This window comes from Streptomyces sp. NPDC048637 (assembly GCF_040650675.1).
In the GTDB taxonomy this organism is placed as follows: domain Bacteria; phylum Actinomycetota; class Actinomycetes; order Streptomycetales; family Streptomycetaceae; genus Streptomyces.
Window position 1 is genome coordinate 22,713 of the sequence record NZ_JBEZHQ010000001.1, and the last position, 18,198, is coordinate 40,910.

18 protein-coding genes and 1 pseudogene are annotated in these 18,198 nt (G+C 70.1%); 17 read left to right on the plus strand and 2 right to left on the minus strand.

What is annotated here, in order from left to right; translation table 11 throughout:
- The first annotated feature begins 218 nt into the window (after nucleotides 1-218).
- Genes AB0C46_RS00110 through hypE form a run of 6 tightly spaced genes read left to right on the plus strand, consistent with a single transcriptional unit; the run spans nucleotide 219 to nucleotide 6,529 of the window.
- Nucleotides 219-599, plus strand: coding sequence for a hydrogenase maturation nickel metallochaperone HypA (locus tag AB0C46_RS00110; RefSeq protein WP_362824451.1), 381 nt, complete (start codon nucleotides 219-221; stop codon nucleotides 597-599).
- 3 nt (nucleotides 600-602) lie between these two features.
- Nucleotides 603-1,505 carry a hydrogenase nickel incorporation protein HypB gene (gene hypB / locus AB0C46_RS00115; protein ID WP_362824452.1) on the plus strand — a complete coding sequence of 301 codons (903 nt, stop codon included), beginning with the start codon at nucleotides 603-605 and terminating at the stop codon, nucleotides 1,503-1,505.
- On the plus strand, nucleotides 1,502-3,916 hold the full coding sequence (gene hypF / locus AB0C46_RS00120; protein WP_362824453.1) for a carbamoyltransferase HypF: 2,415 nt from the start codon (nucleotides 1,502-1,504) through the stop codon (nucleotides 3,914-3,916). The genes hypB and hypF overlap by 4 nt, the downstream gene beginning before the upstream one ends.
- A 51-nt stretch (nucleotides 3,917-3,967) precedes the next feature.
- Entirely contained in the window at nucleotides 3,968-4,306 is a 339-nt protein-coding gene (locus AB0C46_RS00125; RefSeq protein ID WP_362824455.1) for a HypC/HybG/HupF family hydrogenase formation chaperone, read from the plus strand.
- On the plus strand, nucleotides 4,303-5,427 hold the full coding sequence (gene hypD, locus AB0C46_RS00130; RefSeq protein WP_362824457.1) for a hydrogenase formation protein HypD: 1,125 nt from the start codon (nucleotides 4,303-4,305) through the stop codon (nucleotides 5,425-5,427). The genes AB0C46_RS00125 and hypD overlap by 4 nt, the downstream gene beginning before the upstream one ends.
- 46 nt (nucleotides 5,428-5,473) lie before the next feature.
- On the plus strand, nucleotides 5,474-6,529 hold the full coding sequence (gene hypE / locus AB0C46_RS00135; RefSeq protein ID WP_362825133.1) for a hydrogenase expression/formation protein HypE: 1,056 nt from the start codon (nucleotides 5,474-5,476) through the stop codon (nucleotides 6,527-6,529).
- Nucleotides 6,530-6,637: 108 nt separating this feature from the next.
- On the opposite strand, the gene efeB is transcribed toward hypE, so the two are convergent.
- The gene (gene efeB / locus AB0C46_RS00140; protein ID WP_362824458.1) at nucleotides 6,638-7,894 is read right to left on the minus strand and encodes an iron uptake transporter deferrochelatase/peroxidase subunit; all 1,257 of its coding nucleotides are present in this window, start codon (nucleotides 7,892-7,894) and stop codon (nucleotides 6,638-6,640) included.
- A gap of 289 nt (nucleotides 7,895-8,183) precedes the next feature.
- Between efeB and AB0C46_RS00145 the strand changes: the two genes are divergently transcribed.
- The 4 genes from AB0C46_RS00145 to AB0C46_RS00160 all read left to right on the plus strand — a co-directional run bounded on the left by AB0C46_RS00145 (nucleotide 8,184) and on the right by AB0C46_RS00160 (nucleotide 12,872).
- Nucleotides 8,184-8,672, plus strand: a complete 489-nt coding sequence (locus tag AB0C46_RS00145) for a hypothetical protein (RefSeq protein ID WP_362824460.1) — start codon at nucleotides 8,184-8,186, stop codon at nucleotides 8,670-8,672.
- Between the two features lie 463 nt (nucleotides 8,673-9,135).
- Entirely contained in the window at nucleotides 9,136-10,776 is a 1,641-nt protein-coding gene (locus tag AB0C46_RS00150; RefSeq protein ID WP_362824461.1) for an APC family permease, read from the plus strand.
- A 212-nt stretch (nucleotides 10,777-10,988) separates the two neighbouring features.
- Entirely contained in the window at nucleotides 10,989-11,822 is an 834-nt protein-coding gene (locus AB0C46_RS00155; RefSeq protein WP_362825134.1) for a PP2C family protein-serine/threonine phosphatase, read from the plus strand.
- A gap of 63 nt (nucleotides 11,823-11,885) precedes the next feature.
- Nucleotides 11,886-12,872: an MASE1 domain-containing protein gene (locus AB0C46_RS00160; protein WP_362825136.1), complete on the plus strand. Its 987-nt coding sequence runs from the start codon at nucleotides 11,886-11,888 to the stop codon at nucleotides 12,870-12,872.
- Nucleotides 12,873-12,908: 36 nt separating this feature from the next.
- Here the strand turns inward: AB0C46_RS00160 and AB0C46_RS00165 are convergent, their stop codons facing one another.
- Entirely contained in the window at nucleotides 12,909-13,970 is a 1,062-nt protein-coding gene (locus AB0C46_RS00165) for an ATP-dependent DNA ligase (RefSeq protein WP_362824462.1), read from the minus strand.
- 102 nt (nucleotides 13,971-14,072) lie between these two features.
- Between AB0C46_RS00165 and AB0C46_RS00170 the strand changes: the two are divergent.
- The 7 genes and pseudogenes from AB0C46_RS00170 to AB0C46_RS00200 form a co-directional block, all read left to right on the plus strand.
- A pseudogene (locus tag AB0C46_RS00170) lies at nucleotides 14,073-14,762 on the plus strand (DNA polymerase domain-containing protein); the annotation flags it as partial.
- 364 nt (nucleotides 14,763-15,126) lie between these two features.
- Nucleotides 15,127-15,504 carry a hypothetical protein gene (locus tag AB0C46_RS00175; protein ID WP_362824463.1) on the plus strand — a complete coding sequence of 126 codons (378 nt, stop codon included), beginning with the start codon at nucleotides 15,127-15,129 and terminating at the stop codon, nucleotides 15,502-15,504.
- A 212-nt stretch (nucleotides 15,505-15,716) separates the two neighbouring features.
- Nucleotides 15,717-16,052, plus strand: coding sequence for a WhiB family transcriptional regulator (locus AB0C46_RS00180; RefSeq protein WP_362824464.1), 336 nt, complete (start codon nucleotides 15,717-15,719; stop codon nucleotides 16,050-16,052).
- A 188-nt stretch (nucleotides 16,053-16,240) separates the two neighbouring features.
- Nucleotides 16,241-16,531: a hypothetical protein gene (locus AB0C46_RS00185; RefSeq protein WP_362824466.1), complete on the plus strand. Its 291-nt coding sequence runs from the start codon at nucleotides 16,241-16,243 to the stop codon at nucleotides 16,529-16,531.
- Between the two features lie 95 nt (nucleotides 16,532-16,626).
- On the plus strand, nucleotides 16,627-16,878 hold the full coding sequence (locus AB0C46_RS00190; protein ID WP_362824468.1) for a hypothetical protein: 252 nt from the start codon (nucleotides 16,627-16,629) through the stop codon (nucleotides 16,876-16,878).
- Entirely contained in the window at nucleotides 16,875-17,696 is an 822-nt protein-coding gene (locus AB0C46_RS00195) for a PD-(D/E)XK nuclease family protein (protein ID WP_362824470.1), read from the plus strand. Before AB0C46_RS00190 ends, AB0C46_RS00195 begins: the two co-directional genes overlap by 4 nt.
- Nucleotides 17,689-18,123: a hypothetical protein gene (locus tag AB0C46_RS00200; RefSeq protein WP_362824472.1), complete on the plus strand. Its 435-nt coding sequence runs from the start codon at nucleotides 17,689-17,691 to the stop codon at nucleotides 18,121-18,123. The genes AB0C46_RS00195 and AB0C46_RS00200 overlap by 8 nt, the downstream gene beginning before the upstream one ends.
- Nucleotides 18,124-18,198 lie beyond the last annotated feature (75 nt).

Here is an 18,198-nt window from a genome sequence, read left to right on the forward strand (position 1 = left end):
CCTGAGCGGGGCGCTCGCCGCCGCGCTCGCCCTCGTCGTGAAGTCCGTGCTGCCCGACATCAAGCGCTATATGCGCATTCGGTCCATGTGACGGGCGGGCGCTGCACCGAACGGTGTACGCCACCGCGCCGCCCCGGCGAGGCACCCCGGCCCCCCTCCGGACGCGCCGTCTAATGAAGCCGAGCGGCACCCGTCGTCCCCGCACCGGAGAGGGACCGATGCACGAGATGTCCATCGCGCTTGCGGTCGTGGACCAGGTCGAGAGCGCGGCCCGGCCCGCCGGGGCCACCACCGTCAACAGTGTCCGGCTGCAGGTCGGCGAACTGGCCGGGGTGGTCCCCGACGCGCTGGCCTTCTCCTTCGAACTCGCCTGTGCCGGAACGGTACTGGAGGGGGCGGAGCTGCTGACGGAACCCGTCGTGGCCCGCGCCCGCTGCGGCCCCTGCGCGGACACCTGGCCGGTGGGCATGCCACCGCAGCTCAGCTGTCCGGGCTGCGGCGGTGCCACGGCCGAGCTGCTGTCCGGCCGTGAACTGCAGATCGTCAGTGTGTGCTGGAACGACGCCCCGGTACACGTACCGACTCACGAGGAGCGCTGAACCATGTGCCGTGTCGTCGACCTGCAACAGGCGGTCCTTGCCAAGAACGACGCCTGTGCCCACACCCTGCGCGAGGACCTCGCCGACCGTGGCACCGCGCTGGTCAATCTGCTCTCCAGTCCCGGCAGCGGCAAGACCGCGCTCCTGGAACGTGAGCTCACCCTGGCCCGCAGCCGGGGCATCCCCGTCGCGGCGCTCACCGCCGACCTCGCCACCGAGAACGACGCCGTCCGGCTGGCCCGCTCCGGAGTACCCGTCAAACAGGTGCTCACCGACGGGCTGTGCCACCTGGAGGCCGAGATGCTGGGCGGGCACCTCCACGGCTGGCTCCCCGCGGACACCCGCCTGCTGTTCATCGAGAACGTCGGCAATCTGGTCTGCCCGGCCTCCTACGACCTCGGGGAGACGCTGCGCATCGTGCTGGCGTCGGTGACCGAGGGCGAGGACAAGCCGCTGAAGTACCCCACCGCCTTCGGACTCGCCCATCTGGTCGTGGTCACCAAGACCGATATCGCCGAGGCGGTCTCGTTCGACGAGAAGGAGTTCCGCGCCAACGTGGAACGCATCAACCCGGGCGTGGAGGTCGTCCTCACCTCGGCGCGCGGCGGTGAGGGAGACGGTCTGCTGCTGGACCGGGCGCTGGCGGCGCGTGACGGCGCGCCGGTGCACATCCCGGTCATGACCCGTAAGTCGCACCACGTCCATGACGCCGAGGACGGCCAGCCGTGCGACGAGGACCACACCCACGAAGCAGGCCACCCGCACGGCGGGGAGCACACCCACGGCGGTGAGCACTCGCAGAGCGGTGCGCACTCGCACGGCGCTGAGCACACCCACGCCCACCGGGTGCCGGGCGGCCCTGCGCACACCACCGACCCCGACACCGTGGCGCCGAGCCGCTCATGACCACCGGGCAGGCCGAGGGAGCCACCGCGACGGCCCCTCCCACAGCCGCCGCACGCCGCCGGATCACCGTGCGCGGCGTCGTCCAAGGCGTCGGCTTCCGCCCGTTCGTCCACACCCTCGCCACGGAACTGGGCCTGACGGGCCATGTGACCAACACTGGCGAGGGCGTCGTCGCCGAGGTCGAGGGCGCCCCCGCGGCGCTGGCCCGCTTCGGCGAGCGCCTCAGCGGCGAGGCGCCACCGCTGGCCGTCGTGGAGACCGTCGACGGCCAGGACATCGCCGTGGCCGGCGAGGCCGGCTTCCGTATCCTCCCCTCCCGCGCCCACGGCCCCTCCCGCACCCTGGTCGCCCCGGACGCCGCCACCTGCGAGGCCTGCCTCGCCGAGCTGACCGACCCGGCCGACCGCCGCCACCGGCACCCCTTCCTCAGCTGCACCCACTGCGGGCCGCGCTTCACCATCGTCACCGCGGTCCCCTACGACCGTGCGCTGACGACCATGGACCGCTTCCCGATGTGCCCCCGCTGTGCGCGGGAGTACGCGGACCCGGGCGACCGGCGGTTCCACGCCCAGCCCATCGCCTGCCATGACTGCGGCCCCCGGCTGCGGCTGCTGACCGCGGACCCCGCCGACCGCACCCGGCCGCCGCGCCCGGCGCCCGGCGCCGACCCGGTCGCCGACACCCGGCGGCTGCTCGCCGACGGCGCGATCGTGGCCGTCAAGGGCCTCGGCGGCTACCACCTCGTCTGCGACGCCTCCAACGACACCGCCGTCGCCCTGCTGCGCCACCGCAAGGCCCGCGGGGACAAACCCTTCGCGCTGATGGCCCGTCATATCGCTGATGTGGCACACCTGGTGCGGGTGGGGACGGAGGAGCGCGCGCTGCTCACCGGGCCCGTGCGCCCGATCGTCCTGCTGCGCCGCACCCCGCATCCGGCACCGGCCCGGGGCGCCCCCACGCTGTCCGATGCCGTCGCCCCCGGCAGCCCCGACCTGGGCGTCATGCTGCCGTACACCCCGCTGAACCACCTGCTCCTCGGACTGCCCGGCGACCCTCCGGGGCCGCGGCTGCTCGTCATGACCAGCGGCAATGTCGCGGGCGAACCGATCGTCACCGATGATGACGAAGCCGTGGGGCGCCTCGCGCACCTGGCGGACGCCTGGCTCACCCACGACCGGCCGATCCGCATTCCGTGCGACGACTCCGTGGTCCGCATCAGCGACGGGGAGCCGCTGTTCGTACGCCGCTCCCGCGGCTATGCGCCGTTCCCCGTCCCGCTCCCGGTGCCGGTCCGGCCCGCGCTTGCGACCGGCGGCGACCTCAAGAACGTGCTCTGCCTCGCCGAAGGGCACCGCGCCTGGCTGTCCGCGCACATCGGCGACATGGACGATCTGGCGACCCAGCAGGCCTTCGAGCGGGCCGAGGCGCATCTGGAGACGGTCACCGGGGTGCGCCCCCAACTCCTCGCCGCCGACCGGCATCCCGGCTACCGCTCCGGCCGGTGGGCGCAGTGCCACACCGACGGCCGGCCGCTGGTGCGCGTCCAGCACCATCACGCCCATATCGCCGCGGCCATGGCCGAACACGGTCTCCGCGACGGCCGCCCCGTCATCGGGGTCGCCTTTGACGGCACCGGCTACGGCGACGACCACGCCGTCTGGGGCGGCGAGATCCTGCTCGCCGACTACGACGGATACCGCCGCTTCGGACAGCTCGCCTATGTCCCGCTGCCCGGCGGCGACACCACCGTACGGCGTCCCTACCGGATGGCCCTCGCCCACCTGCGTGCCGCCGGTATCGACTGGGCCGAGGACCTGCCCCCGGTGGCGGCCTGCCCGCCGGACGAGCGGCCGCTGCTGGCCCGGCAGCTCGAACGCCACCTCAACTGTGTGCCCACCTCCAGCATGGGCCGGCTCTTCGATGCCGTCTCCTCGCTGGCCGGGGTCTGCCACCACGCCGGATATGAGGCCCAGGCCGCCATCGCCCTCGAAGCCGCGGCCCTGACCGCGGGCGAGGACCACGGTCCCGGCTACGCGTTCGCGCTGCGCGCCGGGCCGGCGGGGGCGACGGGCGCCGACCTCGTCGCCGACCCGGCACCGGTGCTCACCGCCGTCGTCGAGGACCTTCGCGCGGGCACCGCCGTACCGCTGATCGCGGCCCGCTTCCACACCGCGGTCGCCGGTCTCGTCCGGCGCGGCTGCGCGCTGGCCCGGGAGCGCACCGGCCTGACGATCGTGGCCCTGACCGGCGGAGTCTTCGCCAACACCCTGCTGGCCGAGGCCACCGCCGGCCTCCTGCGGGAGGACGGCTTCACCGTCCTGCGCCACCGCCGCGTCCCGCCCAATGACGGGGGACTGGCGCTCGGCCAGATCGTCGTGGCGGCGCGCATGGCAGGAGCCGCGGTGCGCTGAGCGGCACCGCGGCACGGCGGACGCAACGTACCCACGACGAGGAGAGGCCCCATGTGCCTGGCGGTACCCGGCAAGGTATTGGACATCGAGGAACGGGACGGCACCCGCATGGCGACCGTCGATTTCGGCGGTGTGGTCAAGGAGGTGTGCCTGGAGTACGTCCCCGACCTGAAGGTCGGTGAGTACGCGATCGTCCACGTCGGCTTCGCGCTGCAGCGCCTGGACGAGGAATCGGCCCGGCACACCCTCGCCCTGTTCGAGGAACTGGGCCTGCTGCAGGAGGAGTTCGGCGACCCCTGGGAGGCGGCAGCCGCCTTCCAGGGCGGGGACGGGGCGGGCGGCACACCCCCGGCCGCCCGCAACGACGGAGCGCGGGAGACGAGCCGGTGAAGTACCTCGAAGAATTCCAGAACCCCGAGCTGGCCCGGCGGCTGCTCGACGAGATCCGGGCCACGGTGACCCGGCCCTGGGCCCTGATGGAGGTCTGCGGCGGACAGACCCACACCATCATCCGTCATGGCATCGACCAACTCCTGCCGGATGAAGTCGAGTTGATCCACGGGCCGGGCTGTCCGGTCTGTGTGACGCCGCTGGAGGTCATCGACAAGGCCCTGGAGATCGCCGCCCGCCCCGACGTGATCTTCTGTTCCTTCGGCGACATGCTCCGGGTGCCCGGCAGCGACCGCGATCTGTTCCAGGTGCGCAGCCAGGGCGGCGACGTCCGGGTCGTCTACTCCCCGCTCGACGCCCTGAAGGTCGCCCAGCAGAACCCGCACCGTGAGGTGGTGTTCTTCGGCATCGGCTTCGAAACCACCGCGCCACCCAACGCCATGACGGTCCATCAGGCCCGTAAGCTCGGCATCCGCAACTTCAGCCTGCTGGTCTCGCACGTCCGGGTACCGCCCGCGATCGAGGCGATCATGACGTCGCCCAGCTGCCGGGTCCAGGCGTTCCTCGCCGCCGGTCACGTCTGCAGCGTGATGGGCATGGGGGAGTACCCCGAACTGGCCGACCGGTTCCAGGTGCCGATCGTGGTCACCGGCTTCGAACCACTGGACATCCTGGAGGGCATCCGCCGCACCGTCCGCCAGCTGGAGCGCGGCGAACACACCGTGGACAACGCCTATCCGCGCGCCGTCCGCAGCGAGGGCAACCCGGCCGCTCAGGCCATGCTCGCCGATGTCTTCGAGGTCACCGACCGTTCCTGGCGCGGCATCGGCACCATCCCCGACAGCGGCTGGCGGCTGGCGGAGCGCTACCGCGACCACGATGCCGAGTACCGCTTCTCCGTCGGCGGCATCACCACTCGCGAACCCGCCGCCTGCCGCAGCGGGGAGGTCCTCCAGGGGCTCATCAAACCGCACGAGTGCGAAGCCTTCGGCACCACCTGCACCCCGCGCTCCCCGCTCGGCGCCACCATGGTCTCCAGCGAGGGCGCCTGCGCCGCCTACTACCTCTACCGCCGACTGGGCATCACGCCCACCCCGCAGGAGGCGAGCCCCGTTGCCTGACACCAAGCACCCCACCCCCGGCGGCCCCACCCCGGCCGACCGCGGTCTGCCCACCGTCGACATCTCCGGCTGGACCTGCCCCACCCCGCTCCGTGACCAGCCCCGCGTGGTCATGGGGCACGGCGGCGGTGGCGCACTGTCCGCCGAACTCGTCCAGCAGATCTTCGCCCCCGCTTTCGGCGGCGAGATCCTCGCCCAGCTCGGCGATTCCGCGGCGGTGTCCCTCGGGGGCGTCCGCCTGGCCTTCTCCACCGACTCCTATGTCGTCCGGCCGCTCTTCTTCCCGGGCGGCTGCATCGGCGACCTCGCCGTCAACGGCACCGTCAACGACCTTGCCATGAGCGGCGCCAGGGCCGCCTATCTCTCCTGCGGCTTCATCCTGGAGGAGGGCGTCGAGATGCCGGTGGTCGCCGGGGTCGCGGACGCCATGGGCGCGGCCGCGCGGGCCGCCGGCGTCGAGGTGGCCACCGGCGACACCAAGGTCGTCGAGGCGGGCCACGGTGACGGCGTCTACCTCAACACCGCCGGCATCGGCCTGATCCCGGCGGGCGTCGATCTGCGCCCGCAGCGTGTGGTCCCCGGCGATGTGGTGATCGTCAGCGGTGACATCGGCCTCCACGGCGTGGCCATCATGAGTGTCCGTGAGGGCCTGGAATTCGGCGTCGAGATCGAGAGTGACTGTGCGGCCCTCGGCGGCCTCGTCGAGTCCATGCTCGCCGTCACCCCCGATCTGCATGTGCTGCGCGACCCCACCCGCGGCGGGCTGGCCGCGGCCCTGTGCGAGATCGCCACCGCCTCCTGTACCGGCATCGTCATCCAGGAGCGGGCCATCCCCGTGCCGTCGGCCGTCGCCAATGCCTGCGCCATCCTCGGCCTGGATCCGATGTACGTCGCCAATGAGGGAAAGCTGGTGGCGTTCGTCCCCCGCGAGCACGCCGACGCCGTGCTGGACGCGATGCGTGCGCACCCCCTGGGCGCCGGCGCCACGATCATCGGGGAGACCGTCGAGACCCACCCGGGCATGGTCGTGGCCCGCACTCCGCTGGGCGGCACCCGGGTCGTCGATCTGCCGCTGGGCGAGCAGCTGCCGCGGATCTGCTGAGCACCGTTCCCCCGGAACTCCTGCGCCGCTGACGGTGGGCAGACCCGGGATACGGCCGAGGGCGGCGCCCGGTTCGGGCGCCGCCCCGGTGCGTGCCGCCGGACCTGCTCAGGTCTTCTGCAGCAGCTGGGAACCGAACCAGTCGTCGGCGTCCCGTACCCCGGGCAGAACGAAGAAGTAGCCGCCGCCGATCGGGGTGATGAACTCGGACAGCGGCTCGTGCCGGAGACGCCGCTGCACGGTGGCGAACTGCCGCTCCGGGTCCTGCTGGTAGCCGCAGAAGACCAGCCCGAGGTCCATCCGGCCCTTGCTGTCGTAGCCGGCGTCGTAGTTGTAACTCCGGCGCAGGAAGCGGGACTTGTCGGTCTTCTCGGTGCGGGGGTTGGCGAGTCGGATGTGTGAGTTGAGCGGGATCTTTTTGCCGTGCGGGTCCTCGCGGTACCGCGGCACATCCGACTCGTGCTTGCCGTCCAGGGGCGCACCGCTCGCCTTGCGCCGGCCGAAGATCTTCTCCTGGCGGGCCACCGGCACCTTGTCCCACTTCTCGATGTGGAAGCGGATCAGGCGCAGCACCTGATAGCTGCCGCCCAGCGCCCAGTCCGGCTCCCCGTCGGGCGGGGTCACCCACAGCAGCCGGTCCATCTCCCTGTCCGAGCCGGTGTCCGGATTGACGATCCCGTCCTTGAAGCCGACGAAGGTGCGCGGCGAACCCGAGGGCCGCGACGGGTTGAGAAAGGCGTCCGCACGCCAACGGGGCCGCAGCAGACCCTCCGTCTCCCGCGCCAGATCGCGCAGCACATGGACGACGGCGTCCGGGTGCTGGGCGCAGATCTGCAACGACAGATCACCGTGACAGCGGGCCGGCTCCAGCCGGTCGTCGGGGAACGCCGGCATCGCCTTGAGGTGCCGGGGCTTGTGTCCGGAGAGGCCGAAGCGGTCGTCGAACAGTGAGGCGCCCACGCCGAGGGTGATGGTGAGGGAGTCGGGGGTGGGCTCTTCCGAGGCGACCTGCTCGTCCTGCGGCTTCACGCCGGCCGCCAGCACCCGCGACCGCCTGCTGAGCCTCTGGAACAGGGCGGTCAGGCCGTCGCGGTCCTGGGCGAGCACATCGAAGCCGACAAAGCCGGCGAAGAGCTGCTGCGGGGTCACGATGCCGGCCTGATGGCGGCCATGGAAGGGCACCTTGTCGGGCAGCAGCCCGCCGTCGCGCAACCCGCCCACCGGCCGGTCCGCCGACGCGGCGGACGCCTGGCCGCCGAGTCCCGCGGCGGCCACCCCCGCGACCCCCGCCGCACACTTCAAAAACCCCCGGCGTCCGTCGTGCCGCGGAGGGGCACACCCGTCGTCGGCCTGATCACGTCTCATGGTCCCGCCATCCTGACTGCGTCATCCGGCAGCCGTGTGCCAGCACATACCTGTGCGCGATGCTCGCCGCCCCAGAGGTGAGGGCCGGGAGCAACACGGCCGCGGCCCCCGATATCACGCCTGGGCCGCCGGCGGGTCGTCCGAATGGCGCAGCAGGCGGGCCCACCGCGCGACAGCGTCCCGGTGTGCTTCTAGCGTCGGCCCTGTGACCTGCCCGAACACCCACCGCGCACCGCCGGGCGGTACGTCACGCACCGCGCACCACCACCGAGCCCATGGACCCCCACACATGAGCACATCCACCGACGCGAGCACCGTCATCAGCGAGGCCGCCCCCCTCGGTGAGGGCAGCACCATCGAGGAGCGCGCAGTCAACGGCGCCGCCGCACCCGCCGGCGCGGGCACCTCTGTCAACGGTGCCCCCTCCGTCAACGGGGACGCCTCCGCCGACGTGGGCACGGCCCTCGACGAGAGCACGGCCGCAGGCGAGGGCACACCCACCGGTGGGGGCACGGCCGCCGGGGAGGGTACCGCCGTCGGCCATGCCCCGCACCCCGACGGGAGCGTCCCCGCCGACGACCCGCCCATGTCCTGGCTGCGGATCGAGAAGGGCCATGCCGAGCCGGAGGAAATCGCGGCGATCAGCGTTGTGCTGTGCGCCCAACTCGCCGGACTGCGCGCCCTCGCCGAAGACGGCCGGTCCGCGGAGCAGCCCCCGGGCCGTGCGCACCCTCCGCGCCGCTCCGCATGCTGGTCGGGCTGCTGGACCTGCGGCTGAGCCCCTGGGCCGGGTCCGACGGACGGTCAGCCGAAGAAGGTCAGGAGCGCCGGCACCGGGTGGTCACGCGGCCTCGTGTGTGCCGCGGCCGGCCCGGCCGGCCCGGCCGGCGCCAGGGCCGCAGCGTGCGGCGAGGGCCGCCGCGATGAGGAATCCCGCGGTGCCGATGACCACCGTGAGGGGCGAGGACCTTCGGCGTCCCGGCCGGCCAGGTCCCCTGGCCGTCGCCCGGCGTCGCACCGCACTCAGCGCCGAGGGGAACCGTGCAGGTCAAAGCCGTTGTCAGTGGTGCCGCTCACCCTTCTGATCATGAGTGGGCGGCGCGCGCACCGATGGCACTCTCCAGCACCCCGGCGCTGCGCTGCGTGCCGGAAGTGTCCGCTGGTGGAACGCGAAATTCCTCTCCGGAGATCGTCGAGTAGGGTCCGGCGAGCCGGAACAGTGAATCAAGGAGGCCGTTCTCGTGACGGAGCGTCAGGTATCGGGTGAGGGCGACGGGACCGATGTCCCGGAAGTGCAGGCGCAGGAGCGCCGATTGCGCCGTGACCTGGGCTTCTGGGGACTGACGGGCATCGGCTTCTCCAATATCGTCGGCTCCGGCTGGCTGTTCGCCGCCATGTACGCGGCCCAGACAGCCGGCCCCGCGGCGCTGCTCTCCTGGGTCGGGGCCGGTCTGCTGTGCGGGCTGGTCGCCCTGGTCATGATCGAGCTCGGCGCGTCCCGTCCGGAGGGCGGCGGTACGGTCCGCTGGCCGCTGCTCGCCAGCGGCCGGCTCGTCGGCACCCTCATCGGCTGGTCGACGCTGCTGTCGGTGGGCGGTACCGCGGCCGAGATCAGCGCGATCATGCAGTACGCGGCGCACTACCTGCCGGGCATCTACAACGGCCACACCCTCACGCTCTCCGGGCTGGCACTGGCCGCCGTACTCAGCACCGTCCTGACGACGCTGAACTGGTTCGCGGTGCGGATGTTCGCCCAACTCAACAACCTGGTCTCGGTGTTCAAGATTGTGATCCCGGTGGTCACCGTGATCGCGCTGATCGCCTCCGGCTGGCACTCCGGCCGCCTGACGGACCACGGCGGCTTCGCCCCGTACGGCTATGTCGCCTGCCTGACCGCGCTGGCCGGCGGCGGCATCGTCTACTCCGTCAACGGATTCCAGGCCCCGCTGGACTTCTCGGGCGAGACCCGCAACCCCCGCCGGACCATTCCCGCCGCGGTGCTCACCGGTATCGGCCTCGCCGTCATCATGTACCTGGCCCTGCAACTGGCGTTCCTCTTCACCGTCCCCGAGCATCTGCTGGGCAATGGCTGGAAGGGCGTCTCCTTCGAGTCGCCGTTCGGCCAGCTCGCCCTGATCCTCAATCTGCACTGGCTGGCCAGCCTGCTGTACGCGGACGCGGTGATCTCGCCCGGCGGTTCGGCGTACGTCGGCGTGGCGATCAACGCGCGGCACACCTACGCGCTCGCCAAGAACGGCACCATCCCCCGGTACTTCATGAAGGTCAACGAGCGGTTCGGCATCCCGCGCCGGGCCCTGGCGATCAACCTCGTCGTCATCATGGTCTTTCTGCTGCCGTTCGGCGGCTGGCAGGACATCGTGAGCGTCATGGGCACCATGTATCTGCTGATCTACGCCGCCTCCGCGGTCGCGGTCGCCGTGTTCCGCGCCGAACCGGGCGGCCGCACCGCCGGCTGGGTCCCGGGGCTGCGCTGGATCGCGCCGCTCAGCTTCGTGGTGGCCAGCGAGTTCGTCTACTGGTCGGGCTGGCACGACCTGCGCCTCGCCCTGCCCCTCGTGCTCGGCGGCCTGCTGATCTTCCTGGCCATGCGCCGCCCCGGCGCACGCGACAAGGCCGCCCTGGAAAGCGACGGCGCCGGCCCGAGCCGCCCGCTCGGCGCCGAACTCCGTACCGGTGCCTGGCTGGTGGCCTATCTGATCGCCCTGACGGTGCTCTCCTGGCTGGGCACCTTCGAGGGCTCCGGCCGGCTGCCCGCCCCGTACGACTCGATCACCGTGGGCGCCCTCGCGTTCGGGGTCTTCTTCTGGGCTGTGCGGTCCGGCGTCCGGCATCTGGAGGTGGCCCGTCCCGAGACCGCCTGAACGCAGCCGCAGGAGCGGCTACAGAGGGTGACGGCCAGATGTCGGGCCGCGGTGGGCGGGGCCGTCAAGCGGAAGTCACACCGCAGAAATATGATGAATCGGGAGAGGCGGGCTCCCCAAGAGCCCCCATGAGGCCAGGTCAGGCGGCCACCGCGGAGACGCACGAGCGCGCCCCGCAGTGGCCCATGCACCGACGCAGCTGGGAGCGGTCCATGCTTCGGCGTCGTCCCCCGCGGTCGGCGAGCGCGGACGATCTGCTGACCACGCTCGGGCGACTGACCGCCCAGGCGCGGGAAGGAGCCGAGAAGCAGCGGGCCCGCGTCGAGCTCGCCGAGGCGCTGCAGCGGGAGATGCTGCCGGCCGTACTGCCGGCGATACCGGGGCTGCGCGCCGCCGCCACCTACGCACCCGCCCGGCACGGTCTGGACATCGGAGGCGACTGGTACGACGGCTTCCCCCTGCCCGACGGATCGCTCGCCTTCTGCGTCGGCGATGTGCAGGGCCATGATGTCGAGGCGGCCGCCTTCATGGGGCAGATCCGCTTCGGGCTGCGGGCCGTCGCCGGTCACGCCGCCGATCCGGGAGAGGTGCTGAGCCGGGCCAACGACCTGCTGCTCTCGGTCGACTGCGGGCTCTTCGCCACCTGCACCTTCGTCCGCTTCGACCCGGTCGCCTGGGAGCTGACCAGCGCCCGTGCCGGTCATGTACCCGGGATCTGGGCCACCACCGACGGCCGCTCCGGCCTCGCCGACGACCCGGGGGGCCTGCCGCTCGGCATCGTGCCGGGGGAGAGATACCCGGTCACCCGCCGCCGGTTCGCCACCGCGGGAGCGTTTGTGCTGCTCACCGACGGGGTCGTCGAAGGGCCCTCGTTCCCGATAGAGGCGGGACTGACACAGGTGACCCGTCTCGTCAGCGCCAACGCCGACGGCGATCCGGCCACCGTCGCGGATGTGGCGATGAGCGTCGCCGAGTTCACCGGACACACCGACGACTCCGCGGTCCTCGTGCTGCGCTTCGACGCGGCGCCGCCCAGAGCCGGGTGAAGCGCGAGCCGGGCGTGCGTGTCGCGGACGGCGCCCGGCGGTCCGCGTTGTCTGATGGCTGATGTGGTGCGCACCGAGGAACTCCGCCGTCTCGCACCAGCAGCCCTGGCGATCCTCGTGCTCGCCGGCGTCTACTACGGGACCGCACGGATCGGGCTGCTGGAGCAGGTGGTGATCGCGGGCGCCCGGGTCACACCGCTATGGCCGCCCACCGGCATCTCCCTGAGCTGTCTGCTGCTTCTGGGCCTGCGGACCTGGCCGGGCATCGCCCTCGGCACGCTGCTGATCGTCGCCTCCCTCAGCCCGCTCGATGTCTCGGTCCTCGGCATCATGGCGGGCAACACCCTGGCCCCGGTGTGCGCCTTCCTGATGCTCCGGCGGGTGGGCTTCCATACCGGACTCGACCGGCTGCGCGACGGGGTGTCGCTGGTCGCCCTCGGCGCCTTCGCCGGGATGCTGATCAGCGCGACGCTGGGCAGCGGGACGCTCCTCCTCAGCGGCGCGCTGCCGGCCGGCGGCTTCTGGCGGACCTGGGCGGCGTGGTGGGTCGGCGACGCCATGGGCATCCTCGTCGTCACCCCGCTCGTCCTCGCCTGCCGCAAGGTCCGGTGGCTGCGGGGCGTCCCCGTCTATCGGTGGGCCGAGGCCGCAGCCCTGCTGATCACCTCGGTCGTGGTCTCGCTCGTGGCGGTCACCAGCGAGCTCTCGCTGCTGTTCCTGGTCTTTCCGCTGATCGTGTGGGCGGCGCTGCGCTTCCAGCTCGCGGGGGCGGCGCCCTGTGTGCTGCTGGTGTCCGTCCTGGCCATCAGGGCGGCGACCGGCCGCACCGGACCGTTCGACGGCCAGAGCCTGCTGGAGGCGATGGTCAACCTGCAGGCCCTCAACACGTCCGCGGCGCTCACCGCGCTGCTGCTGTCGGCCATCGTCACCGAGCAGAACAGCATCCGCCGCAAGATCGAGCAGGCCTGCCGCGAACTGGCCGACGTGGTGGACCGGCTCGCCCCCGGGGAGAGCAGGCGCCGATGGCCGCCGGAGGGGAACGACAGCTGACCCGGCGCCGGGACGGTCGGTGCGCTGCCCGTACGGTCAGGCCCGCAGCAGCTCCGCCAGGTCGTAGCCCACCGGCTCCTCCAGCTGGGCGTAGGTGCAGCTCTCCGGCGTACGGTCGGGACGCCAGTGGCGGAACTGGGCGGTGTGCCGGAAGCGGCTGCCCTCCATATGGTCGTACCCGACCTCGCACACCCGCTCCGGGCGCAACGGCACCCACGACAGATCCTTGCCGCCGCTCCAGCGGCTGGGCCCGCCCGGCATCCGCCGCGACGCATGCGCCGCCTCGTCGGTCCACTCGCCCCACGGATGGCCCGAGACCTCGTCCATCCGCAGCGGCGCCAGCTCCTCGACCAGCGAGCGCCGCCTGGCCATGGGGAACGAGGCGCACACCCCGACATGCTGCAACTGCCCGGCGCTGTCGTGCAGCCCCAGCAACAGGGAGCCGACCACCGGCCCGCTCTTGTGCAGCCGGTACCCCGCGACGACGCAGTCGGCGGTGCGGGCATGCTTGATCTTGAACATGGCCCGGTCGCCCGGCCGGTACGGCAGATCGAGCGGCTTGGCGACCACCCCGTCCAGACCCGCCCCTTCGAACTGCGTGAACCAGCGGTGCGCCAGCTCCTGGTCCCTCGTCGCGGGCGCGGTGTACACCGGCGCACGGGCCGGCCGCAGCGCCTCGACCAGGGCTTCCCGGCGCGCCGACTGCGGCTCGTGCACCAGCGCGGCGGAGTCGAGGGCCAGCAGGTCGAAGGCGACGAGCGAGGCGGGTGTCCGCTCGGCGAGGGTACGGACCCGGGAGTCCGCCGGGTGGATGCGCTCCAGCAGCTCCTCGAAGTGCAGCCGTCCGTCATGGGCGATCACGATCTCGCCGTCGACGACGCAGTGCCGGGGCAGCTCGGCCCGGGCCGCCCGGACCACCTCGGGGAAGTAGCGGGTGAGCGATTTCGTGGTACGGCTGGCGATCTCGATGTCCTCGCCGTCCCGGAAGACGATGACGCGGAAGCCGTCCCACTTGGCCTCGTACTGCATGCCGGCGGGAATATCGGCCACCAGCTTCGCGAGCATGGGGGAGACCGGGGGCATGACGGGCAGGTCCATGTCCCGATCCTGCGGGCTGCGGACGCATCCCGCGCGCCGGGGCGGCCTGGCCCAGCGCCCGTCCGGCGCGCGGCGGCGCCGCACGGTACTTAACGTGGAGTCATGGCCGGAGCCGGAGCTGTCGAACTGGACGTCGCGGGGCGAAAGGTACGCCTGTCGCACCCCGACAAGACGTATTACCCGGAGCGCGGCTTCACCAAGATGGACGTCGCGCAGTACTATCTCGCCGTCGCCGACGGGGTGCTGCGGGGCCTGCGCGACCGGCCCACCACCATGCAGCGCTTTCCCGACGGCGTCGAGGGCGAGTTCTTCTACCAGAAGCGGGCGCCCAAGGGGATGCCGGACTGGCTGCCCACGGCCCGTATCGCCTTCCCGAGCGGACGGTTCGCCGACGAGATGTGTCCCACCGAACCAGCGGCCGTGCTCTGGGCGGCCAATCTGGGGTGTCTGACGTTCCATCCCTGGCCCGTCCGCCGCGGTGACACCGAGCACCCCGACGAGCTGCGGATCGACCTCGACCCGCAGCCCGGCACCGACTTCGCGGACGCCGTCAAGGTCGCCTTCGTCCTGCGCGAGCTGCTGGCGGAGCACGGGCTGCGCGGCTGGCCCAAGACCTCCGGCGGCCGCGGGCTGCACGTCTATGTGCCGATCCAGCCGCGCTGGACCTTCACCGAGGTCAGACGGGCCGCGATCACCGTGGCGCGGGCGCTGGAGCGCCGGATGCCGGATCTGGTGACCTCGGCCTGGTGGAAGGAAGAACGCGGCGAGAAGGTCTTCGTCGACTACAACCAAGAAAAGCGCTCTGACCTGCGGAAACCTGGGCCTTAATGGGTAACGGTACGACTGCCCCAAAGGGCCGTCAAGACCCGCATTCGAACGCACATCCGAATTTGTGTCTCAGATCCCGGGTTCCCCAACATGCAGGAAGCTGCATGCGTATACTCGTATTGAACCTAGACAGGCAGGGCTTGACTGTCTTCCCATTGACAGTTAGTCAGGCGCCTGGATAGCTTGATCAGCGAGCATCCCCCACTTCGAAGGACCCCTTATGCCGGCCCCTAGACAGCTACCAACGAGCGACGTACTGAGAAAGCACCGCTCGGACGGCAAGACGTACCAACAGATTGCGGAAATGTACGGGGTAACGAAGGGGGCTGTGTACTGGCAACTTCGGGATGCCGGCCTAGCGCAGAAGCGGCCGGATCATTCGAAGTACCTCCCCTGGAAGGTCAAGACGGAGCACGCGCATGCGCGGCCCGCGATGATGCTGCGCCTTCTTTCGCGCCGGGATCAGGGCGACGCTGTGCCTGACGTGAAAGAGCGGATGCTAGATAAGTGGCTTGGCGAGGTGAAGGCCGCGAACGTCGTGGTTTGCTACCACCGAGACATGGCCCCCAATCCAGCGAATCCGACGACTGGTGGCTTCTACTACTCGAAGCGTCGACCGACGGATGGGGAAAGCCTTGTCCGTGATACGAGCGATGACGATACTTCCAACCTGCCCAAGATCGTAGATCCTTCCGGTTCACGATAGGGCGTGTAAACGATTTACCGGGGGAGCGAATCCGGGCCGTCCCAAGCATGATGGGGCGGCCCTTTCTGCCGCCCTGAAGCTAGTATTTGACTCCGCCAGGGGGGCCGGGCGAAGATGAATGTGTCAGCGAGGGAAGCCACGGAGGAACCGGCGGGAAGTCGGGGACGTGCGCAAAACCAGCGGCCAAACACCCCCGGCATAAGTGAGGCGTCTTGTCGTACCCCTGCGAGGTCAATCCCGAATTCTGGTTCTCCGAGAATTCCCGAGACATGGCACACGCGAAAGAAGCGTGCAGTCACTGCCCGGCCCGCATCGAGTGCGCCGAGCTGGGTGAAGATGAGGAATTTGGCATATGGGGCGGACTGTCCCCGGATGACCGAAAGGCCGCCAAGCGGTTTCGGGTGGTCATGATCGAAGAGACGTTGAACGCGAAGGTCAGAGGCATGCAGGCCGACGGTATGTCGATCTCGGCCATGGCGCGCGAACTCGACATACCCCGTAAGACCCTGGCGGACCGGCTGCGCCGAATCAGCGGCCTTGCCGCATAGAGGGACTTGAACCCCCCTTGAGGTAAGGCGAAGCTAAGTATAACGATCACATAACGCGCTAGTTGAAACGTCAAGGATGTGTAGAGCCTGTGAACTCTACGCGGTAAGCTTTGGTTCCGGGTGCTACAGACGGCGCGCGGGAGTCCGAATTCATATTGGTGTGGTAACGGCCGCCGGGAAATCAAAGAATGCTCGTAGACAGCTCGACCGGGATTGACCTTAACAACGCGGGTGAAGACCTTCAGGGGATTGATGTCCTCATGGATGTTCCCCAAGTGATCTCGGTCGTGAGGGTTCGATACGCTAACGGAACGCGGCTCGAAATCTCTTACTGCGGTAGAAATACCGAAGGTGAAGACGTACAGACCGCCCGCGAAATGATGCCCACCAGAGCCATAGCCCTTAAGGGCTGGTATAGCGACACGCTCGGGTGCGATCACGGCGACGAGTACACGAACGCATATTGGGTTTTTGAGTAACCCAACGTTGGATAACTGAATACTGAATCAGGGGCAGCTAGTCAGGCTGCCCCTTCTGCTTGCCCTGAAGCTAGTATTTGAAAGAGAGAGCCTGTATGACTGCCTTCGACGCTGCGAGCAACCCCCGCACGATGAACTTCACTGACGTTGACGGCCGCCCCGTGACGGTGCGCCCGATCCATGACGCTGGCCTCGGCCGGAACGTGGTCGAGTTGGTCGTGCACGGCGCGACCGTCCGCCTCTCGAACGGTGTCGTCCCCAAGTTCGTGGACGGCGTGACCATGGCCGCTTTCCTCGGCGAGATCGAGAACGTCGCCACCGGGAACCACACGCCCTCTGGGGCGTGACGGTGGCCCATCGCTCCGTATCGCAGTACGGCAGCTTCGTGCGCTGCGGTGAGGCGTACCGGCTAGAGAAGATCGCCAAAGCCCCCCAGAATCAAGCGGGTTGGTTCATCCAGGGGACGGCCTACCACGAAGCCGTAGAGAAGTGGGAGAAGAGCCACCGGGCCTACGGGCCCGACCAGATGGCCGAGTGGTTCGAAGAAGCTTGGGAGCGCGAGCACGCGGCGGCCCTGGCCGTCGAGCCGGACGTGTCCCGATGGCTCACCGGGGGCACCACGAAGCCTGAGAACGACCTGAAGAAGCGCCGTGAGCGCGGACGTGACCAGGTCGAAGCGTACTTCGAGTACGCCATAGAGGCGCCCGAACGTGTCTGGGAGCCGATCGAGGGACAGCCGGCCGTAGAGCTGCCTTTCACGCTCATTCTCGACGGCATCGAAGTCCGCGGCTTCATTGATCAGGTAGTGGAGTACCCCGACGGTCACCTTCGGGTCAGGGACCTTAAGACCGGGACGAAGTTGCCCGACACCGCCTTTCAGTTGGCCGTCTACGACCATGCGCTGAATGCCATGTTCGGTGAAAAGCCGGGGTTCGGTGACTTCTTCATGGCGAAGAACAACCTTCCTACCGACCCGTGGAACCTTCAGGACTACTCGCTGGAGAAGGTGACCAGATGGTTTCGAAACATGGATAAGGCCGTTCGCCTCGGCCTGTTCCTCCCCAATCCTGGCGACGCTTGCCGTACCTGCACGGTCCGGCGCTTCTGCGACTTCAACGGCGTGGACGCACGCCAATTCCCCTACGAGGAGAGTGTGAATGCCTGAAATCAGCGTGACCATGAAGGCTCATGGTGCCCATGACGCTTCCTGGGTTGTGGTCAAGGCCGAGAGCCTGGGAGAGCTGACCGACATCCTCGACGGCTACACGAAGTGCGGGATCTCCGCTCTCGTCGGCGAGGCCGTCACCGCCCTTCGAGCCGAAGAGACCCTTGGGGCGCAGCTCGGCGCGCGGCCCGTCGAGCACCCCGGCAACTACGACCGCGGGGGCCAGAACGGCCCCCAGGCTCCGGCCCAGACCCCCGCCCAGGCTCCGGCCGGCCAGACCCCGTACGGCACTCCGCCCACCTGCCCCCACGGACAGAAGAGGTTCCTGGAGAAGCCGTACAAGAACAAGCCGGGAACCTGGCGGGCCTGGGCCTGCCCGGCGCCGCAGGGAACCCCGGACGCGTGCTCCCTGGAGTTCATTCGGTAGGCCCGAACCTAGTATTTGGAATGGCAGGGGCGCGACTGCCAGGCCGCACGGCCGCCCAACGCGCCTTTCTCATGC

Coding starts and splice junctions, on each gene's coding strand:
- AB0C46_RS00125 (WP_362824455.1), top strand. CDS start 3,968: ATGTGCCTGGCGGTACCCGGCAAGGTATTGGACATCGAGGAACGGGAC.
- AB0C46_RS00200 (WP_362824472.1), top strand. CDS start 17,689: ATGCCTGAAATCAGCGTGACCATGAAGGCTCATGGTGCCCATGACGCT.
- AB0C46_RS00165 (WP_362824462.1), bottom strand. CDS start 13,970: ATGGACCTGCCCGTCATGCCCCCGGTCTCCCCCATGCTCGCGAAGCTG.
- AB0C46_RS00155 (WP_362825134.1), top strand. CDS start 10,989: ATGCTTCGGCGTCGTCCCCCGCGGTCGGCGAGCGCGGACGATCTGCTG.
- AB0C46_RS00145 (WP_362824460.1), top strand. CDS start 8,184: ATGAGCACATCCACCGACGCGAGCACCGTCATCAGCGAGGCCGCCCCC.
- hypB (WP_362824452.1), top strand. CDS start 603: ATGTGCCGTGTCGTCGACCTGCAACAGGCGGTCCTTGCCAAGAACGAC.
- efeB (WP_362824458.1), bottom strand. CDS start 7,894: ATGAGACGTGATCAGGCCGACGACGGGTGTGCCCCTCCGCGGCACGAC.
- AB0C46_RS00190 (WP_362824468.1), top strand. CDS start 16,627: ATGACTGCCTTCGACGCTGCGAGCAACCCCCGCACGATGAACTTCACT.
- AB0C46_RS00185 (WP_362824466.1), top strand. CDS start 16,241: ATGCTCGTAGACAGCTCGACCGGGATTGACCTTAACAACGCGGGTGAA.
- hypF (WP_362824453.1), top strand. CDS start 1,502: ATGACCACCGGGCAGGCCGAGGGAGCCACCGCGACGGCCCCTCCCACA.
- AB0C46_RS00110 (WP_362824451.1), top strand. CDS start 219: ATGCACGAGATGTCCATCGCGCTTGCGGTCGTGGACCAGGTCGAGAGC.